This is a genomic window from Bacillus sp. AF23 (assembly GCF_020861455.1).
GTDB classification, from domain to species: Bacteria; Bacillota; Bacilli; order Bacillales; family Bacillaceae; genus Bacillus; species Bacillus halotolerans.
Window position 1 is genome coordinate 59,373 of record NZ_JAJHVY010000027.1, and the last position, 17,225, is coordinate 76,597.

Below are 17,225 nucleotides of genomic sequence, written 5' to 3' on the forward strand. Positions count from 1 at the left end.
TTACGTCGTCACAAAGCCTCCGCCGTTTACATGCAGCGTTTGTCCTGTCATATAGGATGATTCATCTGATGCCAGCAGCACATAGCAGCCGACATGCTCAACAGGCTGACCCGGACGGCCCATCGGCGTATTTTGCCCAAATTGAGCGACTGTATCTTCTGAGAATGTAGACGGAATTAACGGCGTCCAGATTGGTCCCGGCGCTACCGCATTTACACGGATGCCGTCTTTGACAAGCGCCTGCGCCATTGTTCTTGTAAAGGCGTTGATCGCCCCTTTTGTCGCTGTATAATCAATCAGTGTCGGGTTCCCTACGTACGGGTTGATGGATGTCGTATTGATGATCGCGCTGCCTGGTTTCATATAATCAATTGCTTTTTTAGTCAAATAAAATTGTGAATAAAAGTTTGTTTTGAATGTGCGGTGAAGCTGTTCGCTTGAAATATCTTTGATGCTTTCCTTCGGATGCTGCTCACCGGCATTGTTCACAAGGATATCCAGACGGCCGAGTTCATTGACTGTTTTTTCAACCGCTTCATTACAGAACTCCTCTTCGCCTACATCTCCGGAGATTAAGAGACATTTCACGCCTTCTTGTTCCACGCGTTTTTTTGTATCTTCAGCATCTCCCTGCTCATCCTTGTATACAATGGCGATGTCAGCGCCTTCCTTTGCGTAAGCGACAGATACCGCACGTCCGATTCCGCTGTCACCGCCTGTAATGAGTGCGACTTTTCCTTTTAATTTATCCGCACCTTTATAATGTTCGTACTCATATACCGGACTTGGATTCATTTCGCTTTCGATTCCCGGCTGGCGATTTTGGGTTTGTGCCGGCAGATCTTTCGGATAGTTTGCCATGATGATTCTCCTCCTTTGTTTTTCATGTCTATTTGTTGTGTACCTCGTGCATACTCTGGGTAAACATGGATGAGCACCTTCGGAATGCTTTATCAGAAAAATGTTTCACATGAAACGCAAGGAGGAAAATGATGTGAAAAGGAGGTTGCTGAATGATTAACATGCTTTCTAAAAAATTCAGCAGACCGAAGGGGATGTTCGGCATACTTGCCGGATACATCATGGCTGCTGAAAATAAAACACTGAATCAGTGGACAATAGATCAGCTTGGCTTAACACGTGGAGACCGCATTCTAGAAGTCGGTTTTGGACCGGGATACTGCATAAAGCAGATGCTGAAACGCGAAAAGAGCGTTCATATTCATGGGATTGATGTATCAGAGGCTATGCTGAAGCTGGCTGCACACAGATTAAAAACAGACCGTGTTAGCCTGATACAGGGCAGCATTGAAACGTTCCCCCTCCCCGCCGCGTATTACGATAAAGTCATTTCCGTTAACAACTACACGATTTGGAAAGACCAGCAAGAAGGCATCAAACAGATTTTTCAAGCATTAAAATCCGGCGGCAAAGCAGCTATTACGATGCAGCCCCGGGAAGCAGATGCCGGTCCCGAGAAAACTGAATCGTTCGGAAAACAGATGCTTGCTGACCTGAAAGCGGCAGGCTTCAAAGACATTGATATCCAATATAAAGACATTAAACCTGAGCTTTCAGTCTGTGCAACCGCAAAAAAGCCCGTCACATAAATGACGGGCTTTTTCTGTTATGAATGTACGGCTTGCTTGCGCAAAACGTCTTTTTTCACTTTGCCGAGATTATTTTTCGGAAGTTCCTTTACGAATTCGATTTCAGGAATTTTGTAAGCGGACAAGCGTTCTTTACAAAATGCAATGACATCCGCTTCAGTTATTTCCTGAGTGCCGTTAGTGACGATAAAGGCTTTTGGTTTTTCTCCGTACAGCTGATCCGGTATCCCGACCACTGCTGTTTCAAGGATGCCCGGGATCTGCTGGATGACTTCTTCCACCTGATCAGGATAGACATTGTCGCCTCCGTAAATAATGACATCCTTGTAGCGTCCGGTGATGAAGATAAAGCCGTCCTCATCCAAGTAGCCGGAATCTCCGGTTCTGAACCAGCCGTTTTGCAGCACTTTTGCTGTCGCTTCAGGGTTTTCCTCATAGCCTTTAAATAAGAATGGGCTGTGGACAACGATTTCTCCGATTTCACCTTGCGGCAGCTCTTCTCTCGTCTCAGGATTTTCTACCTTGACTTGAACATCAGCAACGGGTTTACCGGCAGAGGCCGCTTTATCCATTCCCATTTCAGGAACCCATGTGCTGATCCCCCAAGCTTCTGTGCTTCCGTAACCGTGAGCGAGCTGGATTCCGATATCTAGATACCGCTGAATCAGGCTGCTAGGCACTTTTGTTCCGCCTGTCATTAAAATGATGAGCGAGGACAGATCGGTTTGATGTTCTTCCCACGCCTCAAGCAAATAAGTGTAAAACACAGGAAGGGCCATAATCGTTTGAATTTTTTCTTCTTCAATAACCTTCAGCATACGAACGGGATCTTGATCCTTTGTAAAAATAAACGTGGTTCCCGCAAACGTTCCAAGCATGATACAAATAAGCGCGCTCGTATGATAAATCGGGTGGCACGCAAGAAAACGCAGATTTTTCATTCGTGCGCTTGAGCTATTTGACTTTGATACGTAATTGTATATACCGCCATGGGTGATCATGCATCTTTTCGGATTTCCTGTTGTCCCTGACGTAAACATCAGAAGCGCTGTATCATCCGGAGAAACCGTTTCTGCTTCCGGCAAATGATCAGGGCCTGCAAAAAGCGCCTCAAACACTGGAGACGTCTCATACGCTGTTCCTGTTTCCATGATCAAACGCACAGAAGACAGCTCAGGCAGCACTTCATCCATTATCTCTTTAAATTCCGTTCCGTAAAACAATGCTTTCGGTTCACTTGCTTTTAAAATGCCTGTCATCTCGTATGGTTTCAGCTGCCAGCTGACGGGCACTACAACGGCCCCGATTTCAAGTGCGGCAAACATAATGGTTGATGCGGGGTGGCCATTTTTGCAAAGCAAAGCCACACGGTCGCCTTTTTGAATTCCTTTTTGAAGCAGAGCATTCGCCAGCTGATTGATCCGTTTGTGATATGCTGCATATGTCAGTGTGTGGGCTCCGCTTTTTACAGCTTCTATATCTTCGCTATCCGGCATGTCATGCAGAATCAGATGCTGTAATGTTTCCATATTGTCATCTCCTATATTCTCTTGAATCTTCAATAATTTGTTAGATTGTCTTCCTTACCTCACCCATTTTAACCCAAAAAAGATAACTTGTAAAACTATTTCATTTTGGAATTATTCCATTACAGAATGATAAAATAGTCCCGCATTTTTTTATTTTGTGCTGCATCCATACAAAAACACACGCCTTTTTTTGGCGTGTGAAATGGGTGATTACGGGATGTTTTTTTCTTTCATCCATGTGAAAAAGATGCGGTTTAATCGCTGATACAGTTCTCGTTCCCCTTCCTCCTGAAAGCCCGCCATGCTTTCTCCGCTTTCAATAATGGCAGAGCTGATCGCACTCAAAATCTCTGATCCTTCAGCTGATAATGTGGCCGGCGCCATCATGACGAGAATTCTTGTCATATCGAGGGTATTTCCGTCCATGCCATTGACTTCAAAAGATGTGCTGAGGTCATACATTTTGAAAAAAGGCAGGACGATATGATCATTTTTGAGATGATACAGCGCCATGTTTGTACCCGGTATGCCCAATCCCCCTTGTTTTTCGCGTTCTGCAAGGCAATCCGCCGCTTTTTTCGGATCTCGGATGAGGCCATCCTTTTTCAGCTGTTGAAAAAGCTCAAACAGCAGCATGCCGTGATCCGGCTTTGTTTTCATTTTAGTGAGTGAAAAATGGCGCAAGACGTCTTGAATCACCGCCATGTATCGTCCCACGCTCTCCGCCGCTGCCAGCATGTCAGGGATGTCGGCTTGCCGCGTTTCTTCCTTCGGGCTTCTTTTTTTCTCAAGAATGAGCGGGATTTTCCGCTTGATATACTGCTTCACCTGGTTTGCGTCTTCCTCATTTAAAAGCGGGCTGACCATAATATAATCGATGTTTTGATAAGGGATCGGCACAGTGGACACAATCATATCATAGGCATGAGTGTCGCGGTCCTTCAGCTCGATCAGTGATGACATATCAAACGATTCAATTTCAGGCAGCTCTTTCTTCAATCTCGAAGCAAGCATTTTCGAAGAACCGATTCCGCTTGAGCAGACAACAAGCGCTTTCACTTTTGCTTCTTCTTTTTTGATTTCAAGCGCTGAACCGAAGTGAAGAACGATAAAGGCGATTTCATCATCAGAAAAGGACATGTCCGGGAAGAATTTTTCTACGCCCTCTTCTATCGCCATATACAGCAGAAAATAATCTCGCTTGATCTGTTCCTTCATTGGATTATAGATGTCGATGTTTTCTTTCATGCGGCTGATGGCCGGCTCCAAATGGGCAATCAATCCTTCATATAAAGAGTAGTTTTTCGTCAGATCCATTCTGATTTTTTCTGAAATAAAAGCGATCAGCCGTTTTGTTTGCAAGGCTGTTTCGAGCTCTATTTCCTGCGCTCTGTATTCTGTTTTGTATTTGCGGTTGGCGCTTCGCAGGTGGATCGTAATATAGCCGACCTCCGCTTCCGGGATCGTCACGCCGAAAGCACGTTCAAGCTCGCCCGCGATTTCCAGAGCAGAGCTGTATTCTTTTGCACTCTTGAGTTCACCAAGATCGCTCTCTTCCATGCTGATCGTTTCGCCCAGTTTAATGCGTTCGATCGCAAACGTCAGATGAACGACAAGCGCTATATAGGAGCTGTCAGATAGAGAAAATGCGATTTTTTCTTTCAGCTGGAATAAAATCCGCTCCATTTTTAACAGCTCGCCTTTGCTGACAACCCCGAACATCTTCTCGGAGGAATCGGCTTTTCCTTTAATGTTTAATTCAACCGCTTCCAAAAACATTTGGATATCGAGGCGGTTCACAATCAGATTGCCGACAATCTTTCGTTTCGCGTTCTCCGGCCCCATCAGCTGGATGCCAAAGCCTCTTTTTCGGATCAGTGTCAACCCGAACGGAGAAATCCATTTCTCCAGCTCATCTAAATCGTAGCTGACCGTAGCATTGGTGACTTGCAGATCATGAGCCAGCGTGTACAGCTTCACTGGTTCTTGGGACTCCAATAGCGAACAGAGAATCAGCAGTTTTCGTTCGTCGGCGCTGTATTCATGCTGTTCATGTGACAGCTCGGTGAGCAGCTTTTGTTTATCTTCGGGATTTCCTACCGCCTTCAAACCTTTGCCGGGCTGTTTATCGAGCTTGAGCCCCATAGTCTCCATCAGCGGCTTGATTGATTTCAGCTCCCTGTGAATGGTTCTGGTGCTCACTTCCATCAGCTCAGCCAGCTCCGTTACGGTTACATACCGGTTCAGTAATAATAAATGCTTTAAAAGCTTTTGTTCTCTTGCAGTCATATACATAAAAAGGCCTCCAGACATTCGTGATGTGCGGATGAAGTCGCATGGAGATATAGGAAGAGGAAAAAAAGAGGTTTTCTTTATTAATATAAAACGCTTTCAAACAGGATTCAATCACTTATAAATGGGAATTTGGCACTAAGCGGTGTGACAATATTGAAAAAGCATCAGCCGTTATGCTGATGCTTTTTCTTTATGGTATATCGCGGCCTTGTACGGCTGTATAAATACGGAACCACTGATCCTGATCAAGCTTATACGCCAAGGCGTTTACCGCGGCGGAAATACGCTCTCGTTTTCCGCTTCCGACAATCGGCATGATGCCGGCCGGATGCGTGAACAGCCATGCGTACATCACCTCGTCCAATGAGGCGGCACCGATTTCAGCCTGAACAGTTTCAAGCGCCGTGCGAATGCGCCGATCTTTTTCCGTGTTTCCGGCGAATACTTTACCGCCTGCAAGCGGCGACCAGGCCATCGGAGAAATCCGTTTTTCCTGACACAGGTTCAATGTGCCGTCCTGAATATTTTCTAGTTCATATGCGGAAAGCTCAATCTGATTGGTGACAAGCTTTTCAGGCAGATACGATTCCAGCATCCGATATTGATGGCCTTTAAAGTTCGACACACCGAAATATCTGACCTTGCCGGAGCTTTTCAGCGCATGAAACGCCTCAGCCACTCCTTCCGGGTCCATGAGCGGGTCCGGTCTGTGAATCAGCAGCACATCGATATAATCCGTTCTGAGATTCAAAAGCGACTGTTCAACAGACGCGAGAATGTGTGTTTTGCTTGTATTATAATGGTGCGATCTGTGGGCAGGGCGTTCAGGTGATTCAAGAACGATGCCGCATTTTGTGACCAGCTCTATATTTTCCCTTAATCCGGGTGAAAGGGCAAGAGCATTTCCAAACCCTTTTTCGCACGTGTAGCCCCCGTAAATATCCGCATGATCAAAGGTGGTGATGCCTTGATCGACACACCACTCAATGAGACTGAGCAGCTCAGCGTCTGAATAGTTCCATTCATTCAGACGCCAAAGCCCGTGTATCACTCTTGAAAATTGAAGATCCTCCGCCAAATGAATACGCTGCATGCAAAATCCCTCTTTTCTTTATAAACCGGGTTTTTGCCCCTTACTAGATCATTCGGCCTCAGACGCTCTTTTCCCTTTCACTCCCGTTAAAAAGGTTTTATTTCGATTGAAATTGCTTTTTTGCTTTTTCGACTACGTAGTGGCTGCCGCCGTGATCTTGAACATTTTGAATCATCATCGCGACAAGCAGGTCTTTGTTTTTATAGTCATAGCCGACGAACCAGCCATTTTCGGTGCCGTCTTTATCATCCTTTGATTTTTTCAGCTCGGCTGTTCCCGTTTTTCCAGCCACAGTAATTCCTTTTACGACAGGCTGATACGCTGACCCGCGCTCATCTTCGACTACACCTTTCAATCCTTTTGTAATATCGGCGGCTCCTTCTTTCGTGAGCACTTGTTTGTGCCAGACATCAGCGGTTTGTGAGTCTTTCTTGATAAGCGTCGGTTTCACAAGGTCTCCATTATCGACAAATGGCGTGTAAGCTGCCGCTAAGTGAAGCGGAGACATTTGCATTTGTCCCTGTCCGTAGCCTGTATCCGCAAGCAAAATGTCTGAGTCAAGCTTGTCGTTTGCGATTGACGATTGCTGGACTGGGAATTCAAATGGGATATCCTCTGCAAACCCAAATGTTTTCATGCCTTTTGTAAAGGTGTCCGCTCCCATATCGAGCGCGTTTTGCGCAAAGTAAATATTGTCTGATGTGATCAGGGCATGTTCTAAATCCACTTGCTCTAAGCTGTCAGACACTCGTGTAACAGAATAGCCACCCCAGCTTGAATCTTTCTGCCACTGTTTCCCTTTGATTGTTTTCTTCTCTGCGGCTTTAAGCGTGCCGTTTTTCAGGCCGATAGCAGCAGCGATCGGTTTAATCGTAGATCCTGGTGCATATGTTTTGTTGAATTTCGCAGAAAACGGGTTGTTTTTGTCTTCGTTTAGTTTTTTCCATTCTTTATCGCTCCATCCGAAGATAAATCCGTTTGGATCATAAGAAGGCGCGCTGACAAGAGCCAGTGTTTCACCTGTCTGCGGCTGCAGTGCGACTGCCGCCCCGCTGTCATCCCTCAGTTCGTCATAAAGCTTTGTTTGCGTTTTGATATCAATTGTGAGATGTAAATCCTCACCGTCTTTCGCTTTCGTTTCAGCGATGACTTCGCCGGTTTGCGGAACGTAGATTTTCCATCCTGTCGTGCCTCTGAGCTTGTCTTCATACACATTTTCAAGACCTGCGATTCCGATGTTTGACGTATCGCTGTATGTTCCGTCTTTCTTTTTCTTCAGTTCTTCCGCCGTAATCGCGCGAACGTAGCCTGTCAGATGGGCTGTTTTTTCGCCATACGGATAATAGCGCGAGCTGACATTTGTTCTTGTGACGCCTTTTAATGACGTCACTTCAGACACTAACTTTTCTTCGTCCGGTTTTACTTTTTTGACCGGCACGAATGAATCATCTTTGACCCAGCTTTGTTTCAGCTTCTGGTTGATGTCATCTTCAGTTACATCCAGTTTTTTCGCGAGCTCTTTTATGACTTTTTCTTTTTTATCGCCAAGTTCTCCGGGAATAATTCCGATTTCTGGAACATCTGTGTTGACGGCTAAGCCTTTCCCGTTTTTATCGTAGATTTGGCCGCGTTTCGGTTCAATGCTGGCGATTTGAACGGTTTTGTCATCAGCCAGCTGCTTGAAAATAAACGATGGGTCCCAATCTATATTCCATGACTCCTCGTTATCTGTTTTTTCTTTTTTCAGCACAGCGGTATTTTTAAAGCTGACTTTGCCCGCATTTGTGTCCATGCTGACTTTGTATGGGATGTGCTTCATCGTTTTATTGTCTTTATCATCCTCGTCCACTTTTCCCGCAGTAATTTTCAGATTTTTTACGCCTGCCTGCTCATAGATGGTTTTATATCTGCTGACGAAATCCTTTTTGGAGATTTCTTTTTTTACATCTTTGGTCAGGCTTTGATACATGTCATCGAATTGCTGATCGTTCCACTGTTTTACGAATGCTTCCATTCGATCCTCTGGTGAATCTGTTTTGGAGCATCCGATTAATCCGATCAGCCCGATACATAGAAATAATAGTAGAATACACTTTTTACACATGACTTTCCCCTGCCTTCCACTTGTTATTTTCTCTTAAATGAATTAGTACGCGCAAGATTTTTTTGAAAATGAAGGAAAAGGTTCATCGATTTTGCAGAAATCTCCTTTCGTTTCCTGTAAACTATTTGAAAAGAGGAAAGAAGGGATCGCATGGTCAGAGAAGCAGCTATGCTTCATATTAAAGAGGGGCTTGAACAAGAATTTGAGGATGCGTTCCGGCTGGCGGCGCCTATCATTGCCGGAATGAAGGGCTATATCACACATTCTTTATCAAAATGTATGGAAGAAACACATAAGTACCTGCTGCTCGTAGAGTGGGAAACGCTTGAGGACCACACTGAAGGCTTTCGCGGGTCTTCCGAGTACAAAGAGTGGAAAGCCTTGCTGCATCGGTTCTATACGCCGTTCCCGACGGTTGAGCATTTTCTGGATGTATCATAGATTTATATCATATAAAGCGTAAAACCGATGAGAGAAACAGACCAAACGAAAACGGCAGTATAGATGTTAAATGCTCCTGAGCTGTCGTTTTCTTTTTTGCGTTCTTCAAGCCCCTGAATAAACATGACAGCTCCCAGAAAAACGAGCATGACCGATTGGATAACAGAGGTGTGTTCCGTATAGTTAAAAGCGATAAGCGCCAGTATGATAATGATAACCGCAAAAGACATTTTAAAAATGCGAAACAAAAGGACCATCCTTCCTTATATACGAAATATTGAGCGTTATGCCTATATTTGCCTTTGCCCTCCATTATTCTAGCGCACTTTTTTTGTATATAGAACATGAGACGGGGAAATTTAAGTTTCTTTTAATATTTGAATTCATATAAAAAAACGCGCCAGTGATCAGGCGCGTTTTCTATGAAACTGATAATTCTCGATAACCTATTCCTCGGAGCACTTCGGCCATTGCCTGATAGCCATTGCTATTCGGATGGACACCGTCGAAAGACAGGTATTCCTGCTCTTTCCCTTTAAAGACACTGTAAACGTCAGCGATTTTCACATGAGGCGCTGATGCCAGCGTTTTCAAATGTGAATTAAATGAAGTAATCCATTGATCAGCAATGCCAATGCTGGGAAACGGGTTGTATAAATTAAAAACACGGATGGCGTAAGGTGATGGATCTGACCCTTTGATGTTGGCGATTTGGGCAATCATCTTTTCAAAATTCTCATGACAATGCGCGGACGCACGTCTGAAAATCGTTTCATCCTGAGAAGATTGATAGGATAATACAGATTCAATGAGATCATTTCCGCACCCTGTGATCGTAATCATATCAGCGGCTTGAATTTGTTTTTGCACATAAGGATATGACAGGAGCCCGAGGATTTCCTCTGTATCAAGGCCGGATTTGGCGAAAACCGATACGGCTGTTTTTGATTTCAGATCGGCTTCCATCATGTCTCTGAAGCGCTGGACAAATCCTGCAGAAAACAGCCCTGAGCCTCTCCCCGTCGTTAAAGAATCTCCGAGCGCTGTATACTGAAGCACCATGATTTTTCCTCCACTCATGAACGTCGATACGTTAATGTACGCAGCAGAGAAAAGATCGGCTACTTATGGATACCCTATTTTTCTGGAAATCTGTAAAGCGGCTTGTTTTACCTTTTCCGTTAAGTACGGCAGCCTGTCTTCTGTAAATCTCGCTTCAAACCCTGCAATACTGATGCCGGCCGCCACCTGGTGATGATGGTTAAAAATCGGCGCGCCAATAGCGGCCGTATAGTTTTCGAGTTCTGAATAGCTGACGGTATAGCCATTTTGCACCGAGGTCTCAATCGCCTCAAGAAGCTTTGACGGTTCTGTAATGGTCCCTGAACCGATCGGAATGAGCTCTGTCTGTTTGATGTACGCTTCAATTTCTTCACGGGGCAGAAAAGATAAAATACTCCGGGCACATGCCCCGGCATACAGAGGAGAACGCCGGCCGATTGCAGTGTACAGGCGAACGGTCTGTGTCCCTTCAATCTTCTCCACGTAGATCGCTTCATTTCCGTCCCTCATGATCAAATGAACGGCTTCATCTACTTCACGGCAAAGCTCTTCCATCACAGGCTTGGCTATTTTTCTGATATCGAGTCTGTCCGCGACAAGCTGTCCGAATTCCAAAAACACCAGGCCAAGCGTATAAACGCCGTATGGGTCTCGATTGAGGAATCCCATTTCTTCCAGTGAGCTGACCATTCGGTGAACAGAGGTTTTCGGCATTCCTGACAGGGAAACGAGTTCGCTTAAAGTAAGGCTTGGTTCATGCAAAAACAAATTGAGCAGCGCCATAGATTTCACTACGGTTTTGTTTTTATTCTGCATCATTCCACCCCCTTTGTTATATCAGCCATTCCATTTTCATTCTTGTTTTCAGTTCTTTTAGATACGCTTCCCGTTCAATGAAAAGCGCTTCCGCTTCTTGAAGGGATACAGGCTCAAATTGGACGTGCTCACCCGGCATAATTTGCGAGGCAATCGGAAGATCAGCTGAAATGATGTGAGCGATCCTCGGATAGCCTCCCGTCGTCTGCCGGTCTGCAAGCAGGATAATCGGATTGCCGTCAGGCGGCACCTGAACTGTTCCAAATGTAACCGCCTCTGACACCATCTCAAGCGGCGCCTTCAATTCAAGCGGTTCTCCTTTGAGCCTGTAGCCCATACGATCGGACTGCGGAGTGACACGAAACGTTTCTTCATAAAACCGCGTTTTCGATTCTTCTGTGAAAAAAGAGAATTGTTTTCCTTCCAGCACTCGGATCACCGGATTCTTTTTTAACGGCAGAAATCTGTATCGGCTGACTGACCAATTCGGCGCCGCAAACCCTCGCTGACCAAGGTGCTGGCTCAAGCGGGAGACGATGGTTTTCGAAAGAGATGACATCTCTCCGATCGGCAGTTCATCTTCCTTCTGAAGCGCTCTTCCGCGAAATCCGCCGATGCCCGCTCTGACATACGTGCTTTTGCTTCCCATCACAGCAGGTACATTGAAGCCGCCGGCTGTCGCTATATAAGCGCGGCTGCCGAGTTTGCAGGGGCCGAAGGTGACCGTGCTGTTTCCCTTAACGAGCACAGGTTTCCAAAGAGGCGCTTCCTCATCATTCACACGCAGGGTAAAGTCCGCTCCTGTTACGGCAATCAGCATTGGTTCTGACACATAAAGCGACGGGCCGGGACCCATCAGCGTAATTTCAAGGCCGGCTTCTTTTTCGCTGTTACCGATCAGCAGATTGGCAATTCGAAGCGACACCGTGTCCATGGCGCCGCTTGCCAGCACGCCGTATTTTTGATACCCCGTTCTGCCTATATCCTGAACCGTTGTGAGCAGTCCGGGTTTTAACACTTTCATGCTCAATTGGACTCCTCCTTATAGGCGTGATAGTCATCCTCTGAGATGCGGACGAATGTAACAATATCTCCTGCTCTTAATAACGTTGGCGGGTTTTCCTGCGGCCGGAATAGAGCCAGCGGCGTTTTGCCGATCAGCTGCCAGCCGCCCGGTGTCGAAATCGGATAAACGCCTGTTTGCAGTCCCGCAATTCCGACTGAACCGGCGGGAATCGATGGTCTTGGCGATGATTTCCTTGGAGCTGCAATGCGTTTGGACATCCCGCCTAAGAAAGGAAACCCTGGTGCAAAGCCCAGCATATACACCGCATATTCACCGCCTGTATGAATCTCAATGACCTCTTCGGGTGTCAGATGATTGATCTTCGCCACCTCTTCTAAATCAGGCCCGAATTCACCGCCATAGCAGACGGGAATTTCAACGACGCGGCGGCTGCTTTCATAATCAGCCGTTAATTCTCCGAGCCGCTCATGAACATAACGTTTCACCTTCTCAAAAGGCGAGCTGATGCCTTGAGGCAAATGCTTATACACTTCATACATATCATAAAATACGGTAAGACTCGTAAAAGCCGGGATACATTCAATGAATCCCGGAAACGGCTGTTCTTCTATATAAGCGGCAGCGGCATGGACAAGACCGTTTACTTTCTCGCTTATTTCTTCTCCAAATCGGATCATCATTGCAGAATCACCGAGCTGTTCGATTTGTAATCGTTCAGTCATCTTTCTCACCTCGTTTATTTCTCGTTCATCTGGAGGACGAGAGGTTACAGCACCGCAAGCGACTCGTCTCGAATATCTGTGATGAGCATATGCCCCGGCGCATGTGTGATGACTATTTCAGGTTTTACATTCATAGCCACAGCTTGCGGAGTTACCCCGCATGCCCAAAATAGAGGAACCTCGCCTTCACGAACAGAAACGGCATCTCCGAAATCTGGATTGCTCAAATCCTGTATGCCGATCGCTTTTGGATTGCCGATATGAATCGGTCCTCCGTGCACAGCCGGAAAACGCGATGTCACCTGTGCGGCGCGTACAGCGAGCCGTTCAGGAACCGGTCTCATACTGACAACCATCTGTCCATGAAACGGCCCCGCCGGAACACAATCTATATTCGTTTTGTACATCGGAACGTTCGTCCCCTCTTCGATATGTCTGACGGGTATTCCATTATTGATCAGCGCTTGTTCAAAAGAGAAACTGCATCCGATCAGAAAGCCGACAAAATCGTCCTCCCAGTATGGCGTAATATCAGATACCTCATCTGTCAAAACACCGTGCCTGTATACACGGTATTTTGGAAAATCTGTTCTGATATCCGCATCCGGCGCTGCAAGCGACGCCACAGGCGAACCGGATTCCGTCACATCCAGCACCGGACAGGGTTTTGGATTCCGCTGGCAAAACAGCAGAAAGTCAAATGCCAAATCTTTTTTCAAAATCACAAGGTTCGCTTGAGCATAGCCGCCGGACATTCCGGCGGTCGGCCCGTTTATTTGTCCCTCTCGTATAAAGGCGCGCACATCTCTTGGCGCCATCTTGTTCAAATGATCCACTCTTATCAGCCCCACAATTGAGGAAGTTGTGTAAATAACGTGTAGACGCCCATAATCGCCATGACGATGACAACCAGTGCACCTGAGCCTGTCAGCCAAAGCGGATGCTTATAATCACCGACAATGTTTTTCTTATGCGCGGCAATAAGCAGCGTTCCAAGCGCGATCGGCAGAATCAAACCGTTCAGAGATCCGACAAGCACGAGAATTTTCGCCGGCTGGCCGATGGTGACGAAGGCTAATGTAGAAACGACAATAAATCCGATAATAATGCCGCGTGAATTCTTTTCAATTTTTGGAGAAAAGGTTTTAAAAAACGAAACAGATGTATAAGCGGCCCCGATAACAGACGTAATGGCCGCTGACCACATGATCAATCCGAAGATTTTATAACCGACATTTCCCGCTGCCAGCTGGAACACAGAGGCCGCCGGGTTGCTTTCGTCAATGTGCAGGCCTTTTGAAACAACGCCGAGCACAGCTAAGAAAAGGGCGATCCGCATGATAGATGTAATTAAAATGCCGATAACTGAGCTTTTTGTCACCTGGGGGATGGATTCCTTGCCTTTAATCCCTGCATCAAGCAAACGATGTCCGCCGGCAAATGTGATATATCCCCCGACGGTTCCGCCGACTAATGTGACAATTGCAAATATACTGATATGTTCAGGGACAAACGTGTTAGCCACAGCCTGTCCGACCGGCGGCGCTGTGGTGACCGCAACAAAGACAGTTAAAATAATCATGACAAAACCCGCGATTTGCGTAAAACGGTCCATCGCTTTTCCTGCTTCCTTGATGACAAAAATCAGAATGGCGATGACGGCGCTGATTAAGGCGCCTGTTTCTGGTGTAATACCGAACAAGACTTGAAGTCCGAGCCCAGCCCCTCCGATATTCCCGATATTAAAGGCAAGTCCGCCAAGCACGACGAGAATGGCGATAAAATATCCCAGTCCGGGAAGCACCATATTCGCAATCTCCTGGCCCCTTTTTCCTGAGACCGCAATGATGCGCCATACGTTGGTTTGAGCAAAGATATCCAAAATAATAGAAATGAAAATAACAAAACCGAAGCTTGCTGCGAGTGTGTTTGTGAATGTTGCGGTTTGTGTCAGGAATCCCGGGCCGATTGCTGATGTCGCCATTAAAAAGGCGGCCCCCATCAGCAACGACCAGCTGCCCGTTTTTTTCCCTGCTGTTTTTTTCTGCTGCTCCATCTATTTTCCTCCTTCTGATTACTTCTGCGCTGAAATAGCAGTCACTTCGATTCCGGACGCTTTAAGCTCTTTTCGTATTTTTTGCGCAAACGTCAGCGCATGGGCACCGTCTCCGTGAATGCAAACCGTATCTGCTTTTAAGGACACATCATGCCCTTGCTGGGATTTGACCGCTCCCTCTTTTACCATTTTGATCACCTGGCTGACAGCGGCATTATCGCTTTCAATCAGCGCATCAGGCTGAGAACGCGGTGTCAGTGTGCCGTCCGCTTGGTATGTTCTGTCGGCGAACACTTCACTTGCTGTTTGAAGCCCGATCCGTTCTCCCGCTTTTACAAGCTCGCTCTCAGCAAGGCCGAAAAGAATCAGTCCTGGATCTACCTTGCAGACAGCTTTTGCAATGGCGTCCGATAGCTTCTGATCGACTGCGGCCATATTGTACAAAGCGCCGTGCGGCTTGACGTGCTGCATGTGAAGTCCTTCCGCTTTTAAAAACCCTGACAAGGCGCCAATTTGATAAACCACAAGATCATATGCTTCCTCTGGAGAAATCGCTATATTTCGGCGGCCGAAGCCGAGCAAATCCGGGAGTCCCGGGTGAGCGCCGATTTTCACGCCTTTTTCAGCAGCAAGGGCAACTGTTTTCCGCATGACACTTGGATCCCCTGCATGAAATCCGCATGCGACATTCGCTGAAGTGACAAACTCTAAAATATCTTGATCAAGACCTATCGTATAGGCTCCGAAGCTTTCCCCTAAATCACAATTTAAATCAACTTGAAACACAGAATCCCTCCTGCCAAGCAAACGATTGCTTTATGTATTTTATTGTTCCGAAATTCGGAACAACTATTCCGAATTTTTGAACTTTATTTCATTATATTCAATCATATCAGTTTGTGAAATAACTTTGTTAGAAAACCTACCATGGTCCTAGAAGAAAATCTCCCTGATAAAAAAGAAAAGAGTCCTTATCTCAGGACTCTTTTTTCTTATAGTACCCAATGGCGTATCGCTTTAGCGACGCCATCTTCTATATTTGTATCAGTGATCCAATCAGCCGTTTCCTTCACGACGTCTTGGGCATTGCCCATCGCTACGCCCAGCCCGGCTTCTTTGATCATCGCGATATCATTCAGGCTGTCGCCCATCGCCATGACATTTTCCATCGTAAAGCCGAGTTTTTCAGAAACCTTCGCAAGGGCTGCGGCTTTGTTGATGCCGAGCGCGTTGACCTCGATGTTTGTCGGGCTTGAGTTTGTGATTTCAAGCTCTTTATTTTTTCTGAGCTCCGCCAGCACTTCGTTTCGGATGTCGTCATCTTCTATGTCAAATCCGAATTTAAGCCATTCATGATCAGTGATGTTTTCCGGGAACTCGCCTCTCCACACTTTGTTAACAGTTGAAGCCCAGAAATTAGTGTTGTGCTTATTCCGCAAATCCCACATCATTTTGATGTGATCCGTGTGGAGGAGCTTGCGTTCCACTAAATTAAAATTGGAGTCCCAGATTTCGCTTCCGTTAGCCGTGATTAAAAAAGACGACAGCTTCAGCGACTCAGCCAGCTCCCGGCACGTCATCAGCGTCCGGCCCGTACTGATGACCACGTAGACGCCTTTATCCTCCGCCTCACGAATCGCGTTGCGGTTTTCGTCTGAAATCAGCTGCTCGTCATTCAGCAGTGTTCCGTCCATATCAATAGCAATCAGCTTGATATTCACATCTTCTCTTTGAACAGACATATATGTACCTCTCTTTATCTTTTAGTTGTTCTGGTTCTATTCTAATACATTATACCCAGCGGAACAAAACAGCCATTTACATGTTTCAAGTGGAGACATTAGAGGAAAACAAATGGTGAGGTGATAAAAATATGAAAGAGAGAAAACAGCAGAACCGCCCTAATGAAAACCCCGAACATAATGACTTGACCGATCCGATACCGAATGAAGAGCTGAAGGAAAACATGAATGATGAAAAACAAAAGCGGCAGCAACGAGATGACTCACAAAGCGAACGGGATTACGATACGAAATAATAGAACCCCTCACAAATCGTAGTGAAGGGTTTTTTTCATTTTTCAATATAGATGCCGATTTCAGCTTCAGCAATAGGCTGCCCGCCCACTGACGCCTTGGCATGTCCAAACACAAACCCGCGCCGGTTGCGCGTGACTTCAAACGTAAGATCAAGCCGGTCACCGGGTATGGCCGCGCCCAGCTTTTCCGCTTTCTTCACGGATGACAATAAGCCCAAGCTGTTCTCATCTGTAATCCCTGTAAAAGCTGCGGTTTGCGCAAGCGCTTCAATCACAAGTGAAAAAGGCATTTCTGTTTGCGTGTCAGTGATAAACCAGTCGTTCTCACTGACCAGCTTATAAGCAGCTGCATGCTTGCCGGGCTCGCTTTCCGTCACGCCGTCAATTAATAAAAATGGGTAGCGGTGAGGCAAAGATAATAAGTTCATTCTA

The 17,225-nt window shown here is 46.2% G+C and carries 18 protein-coding genes; 3 read left to right on the forward strand and 15 right to left on the reverse strand.

Annotated elements, in window-relative coordinates; all coding sequences use genetic code 11:
- Complete coding sequence (locus LNN34_RS14080) at window positions 1-861, reverse strand: SDR family oxidoreductase (RefSeq protein ID WP_215510851.1); 861 nt, start codon at window positions 859-861, stop codon at window positions 1-3.
- Window positions 862-1,013: 152 nt separating this feature from the next.
- Between LNN34_RS14080 and LNN34_RS14085 the strand changes: the two genes are divergently transcribed.
- A complete protein-coding gene (locus tag LNN34_RS14085) occupies window positions 1,014-1,610 on the forward strand; it encodes a class I SAM-dependent methyltransferase (RefSeq protein WP_229043672.1) in 597 nt (198 codons plus the stop codon).
- A 17-nt stretch (window positions 1,611-1,627) separates the two neighbouring features.
- Here LNN34_RS14085 and LNN34_RS14090 read toward each other — a convergent pair whose 3' ends face one another.
- From LNN34_RS14090 to LNN34_RS14105, 4 genes are all read right to left on the reverse strand, one after another.
- Window positions 1,628-3,139: a class I adenylate-forming enzyme family protein gene (locus LNN34_RS14090; RefSeq protein WP_044161813.1), complete on the reverse strand. Its 1,512-nt coding sequence runs from the start codon at window positions 3,137-3,139 to the stop codon at window positions 1,628-1,630.
- Window positions 3,140-3,349: 210 nt separating this feature from the next.
- Complete coding sequence (locus tag LNN34_RS14095) at window positions 3,350-5,434, reverse strand: BglG family transcription antiterminator (protein WP_199398648.1); 2,085 nt, start codon at window positions 5,432-5,434, stop codon at window positions 3,350-3,352.
- A gap of 190 nt (window positions 5,435-5,624) precedes the next feature.
- Window positions 5,625-6,527 carry an aldo/keto reductase gene (locus LNN34_RS14100; RefSeq protein ID WP_044161818.1) on the reverse strand — a complete coding sequence of 301 codons (903 nt, stop codon included), beginning with the start codon at window positions 6,525-6,527 and terminating at the stop codon, window positions 5,625-5,627.
- A 97-nt stretch (window positions 6,528-6,624) separates the two neighbouring features.
- Window positions 6,625-8,631 carry a penicillin-binding transpeptidase domain-containing protein gene (locus LNN34_RS14105; protein WP_229043673.1) on the reverse strand — a complete coding sequence of 669 codons (2,007 nt, stop codon included), beginning with the start codon at window positions 8,629-8,631 and terminating at the stop codon, window positions 6,625-6,627.
- 150 nt (window positions 8,632-8,781) lie between these two features.
- Between LNN34_RS14105 and LNN34_RS14110 the strand changes: the two genes are divergently transcribed.
- On the forward strand, window positions 8,782-9,072 hold the full coding sequence (locus LNN34_RS14110) for an antibiotic biosynthesis monooxygenase family protein (RefSeq protein ID WP_024120249.1): 291 nt from the start codon (window positions 8,782-8,784) through the stop codon (window positions 9,070-9,072).
- A gap of 2 nt (window positions 9,073-9,074) precedes the next feature.
- On the opposite strand, the gene LNN34_RS14115 is transcribed toward LNN34_RS14110, so the two are convergent.
- The 9 genes from LNN34_RS14115 to LNN34_RS14155 all read right to left on the reverse strand — a co-directional run bounded on the left by LNN34_RS14115 (window position 9,075) and on the right by LNN34_RS14155 (window position 16,497).
- Window positions 9,075-9,320: a YczI family protein gene (locus LNN34_RS14115; RefSeq protein WP_010333057.1), complete on the reverse strand. Its 246-nt coding sequence runs from the start codon at window positions 9,318-9,320 to the stop codon at window positions 9,075-9,077.
- Between the two features lie 172 nt (window positions 9,321-9,492).
- Complete coding sequence (locus LNN34_RS14120) at window positions 9,493-10,134, reverse strand: GDSL-type esterase/lipase family protein (RefSeq protein WP_202656681.1); 642 nt, start codon at window positions 10,132-10,134, stop codon at window positions 9,493-9,495.
- Between the two features lie 63 nt (window positions 10,135-10,197).
- The gene (locus LNN34_RS14125) at window positions 10,198-10,950 is read right to left on the reverse strand and encodes an IclR family transcriptional regulator (protein WP_059334505.1); all 753 of its coding nucleotides are present in this window, start codon (window positions 10,948-10,950) and stop codon (window positions 10,198-10,200) included.
- A gap of 16 nt (window positions 10,951-10,966) precedes the next feature.
- Complete coding sequence (locus LNN34_RS14130; RefSeq protein ID WP_229043745.1) at window positions 10,967-11,974, reverse strand: biotin-dependent carboxyltransferase family protein; 1,008 nt, start codon at window positions 11,972-11,974, stop codon at window positions 10,967-10,969.
- A gap of 2 nt (window positions 11,975-11,976) precedes the next feature.
- Entirely contained in the window at window positions 11,977-12,699 is a 723-nt protein-coding gene (gene pxpB, locus LNN34_RS14135; protein ID WP_229043674.1) for a 5-oxoprolinase subunit PxpB, read from the reverse strand.
- 44 nt (window positions 12,700-12,743) lie between these two features.
- Entirely contained in the window at window positions 12,744-13,535 is a 792-nt protein-coding gene (locus LNN34_RS14140) for a putative hydro-lyase (protein ID WP_324251400.1), read from the reverse strand.
- Between the two features lie 5 nt (window positions 13,536-13,540).
- Window positions 13,541-14,755: an NRAMP family divalent metal transporter gene (locus tag LNN34_RS14145; RefSeq protein WP_044161836.1), complete on the reverse strand. Its 1,215-nt coding sequence runs from the start codon at window positions 14,753-14,755 to the stop codon at window positions 13,541-13,543.
- An 18-nt stretch (window positions 14,756-14,773) separates the two neighbouring features.
- Entirely contained in the window at window positions 14,774-15,541 is a 768-nt protein-coding gene (locus LNN34_RS14150; protein ID WP_059353108.1) for a 5-oxoprolinase subunit PxpA, read from the reverse strand.
- 206 nt (window positions 15,542-15,747) lie between these two features.
- A complete protein-coding gene (locus LNN34_RS14155; protein ID WP_024120241.1) occupies window positions 15,748-16,497 on the reverse strand; it encodes a Cof-type HAD-IIB family hydrolase in 750 nt (249 codons plus the stop codon).
- Between the two features lie 131 nt (window positions 16,498-16,628).
- Between LNN34_RS14155 and LNN34_RS14160 the strand changes: the two genes are divergently transcribed.
- Window positions 16,629-16,793, forward strand: coding sequence for a hypothetical protein (locus tag LNN34_RS14160; protein WP_024120240.1), 165 nt, complete (start codon window positions 16,629-16,631; stop codon window positions 16,791-16,793).
- A gap of 35 nt (window positions 16,794-16,828) precedes the next feature.
- On the opposite strand, the gene LNN34_RS14165 is transcribed toward LNN34_RS14160, so the two are convergent.
- Complete coding sequence (locus LNN34_RS14165; protein ID WP_069487506.1) at window positions 16,829-17,221, reverse strand: 3-hydroxyacyl-ACP dehydratase FabZ family protein; 393 nt, start codon at window positions 17,219-17,221, stop codon at window positions 16,829-16,831.
- Between the last annotated feature and the right edge of the window lie 4 nt (window positions 17,222-17,225).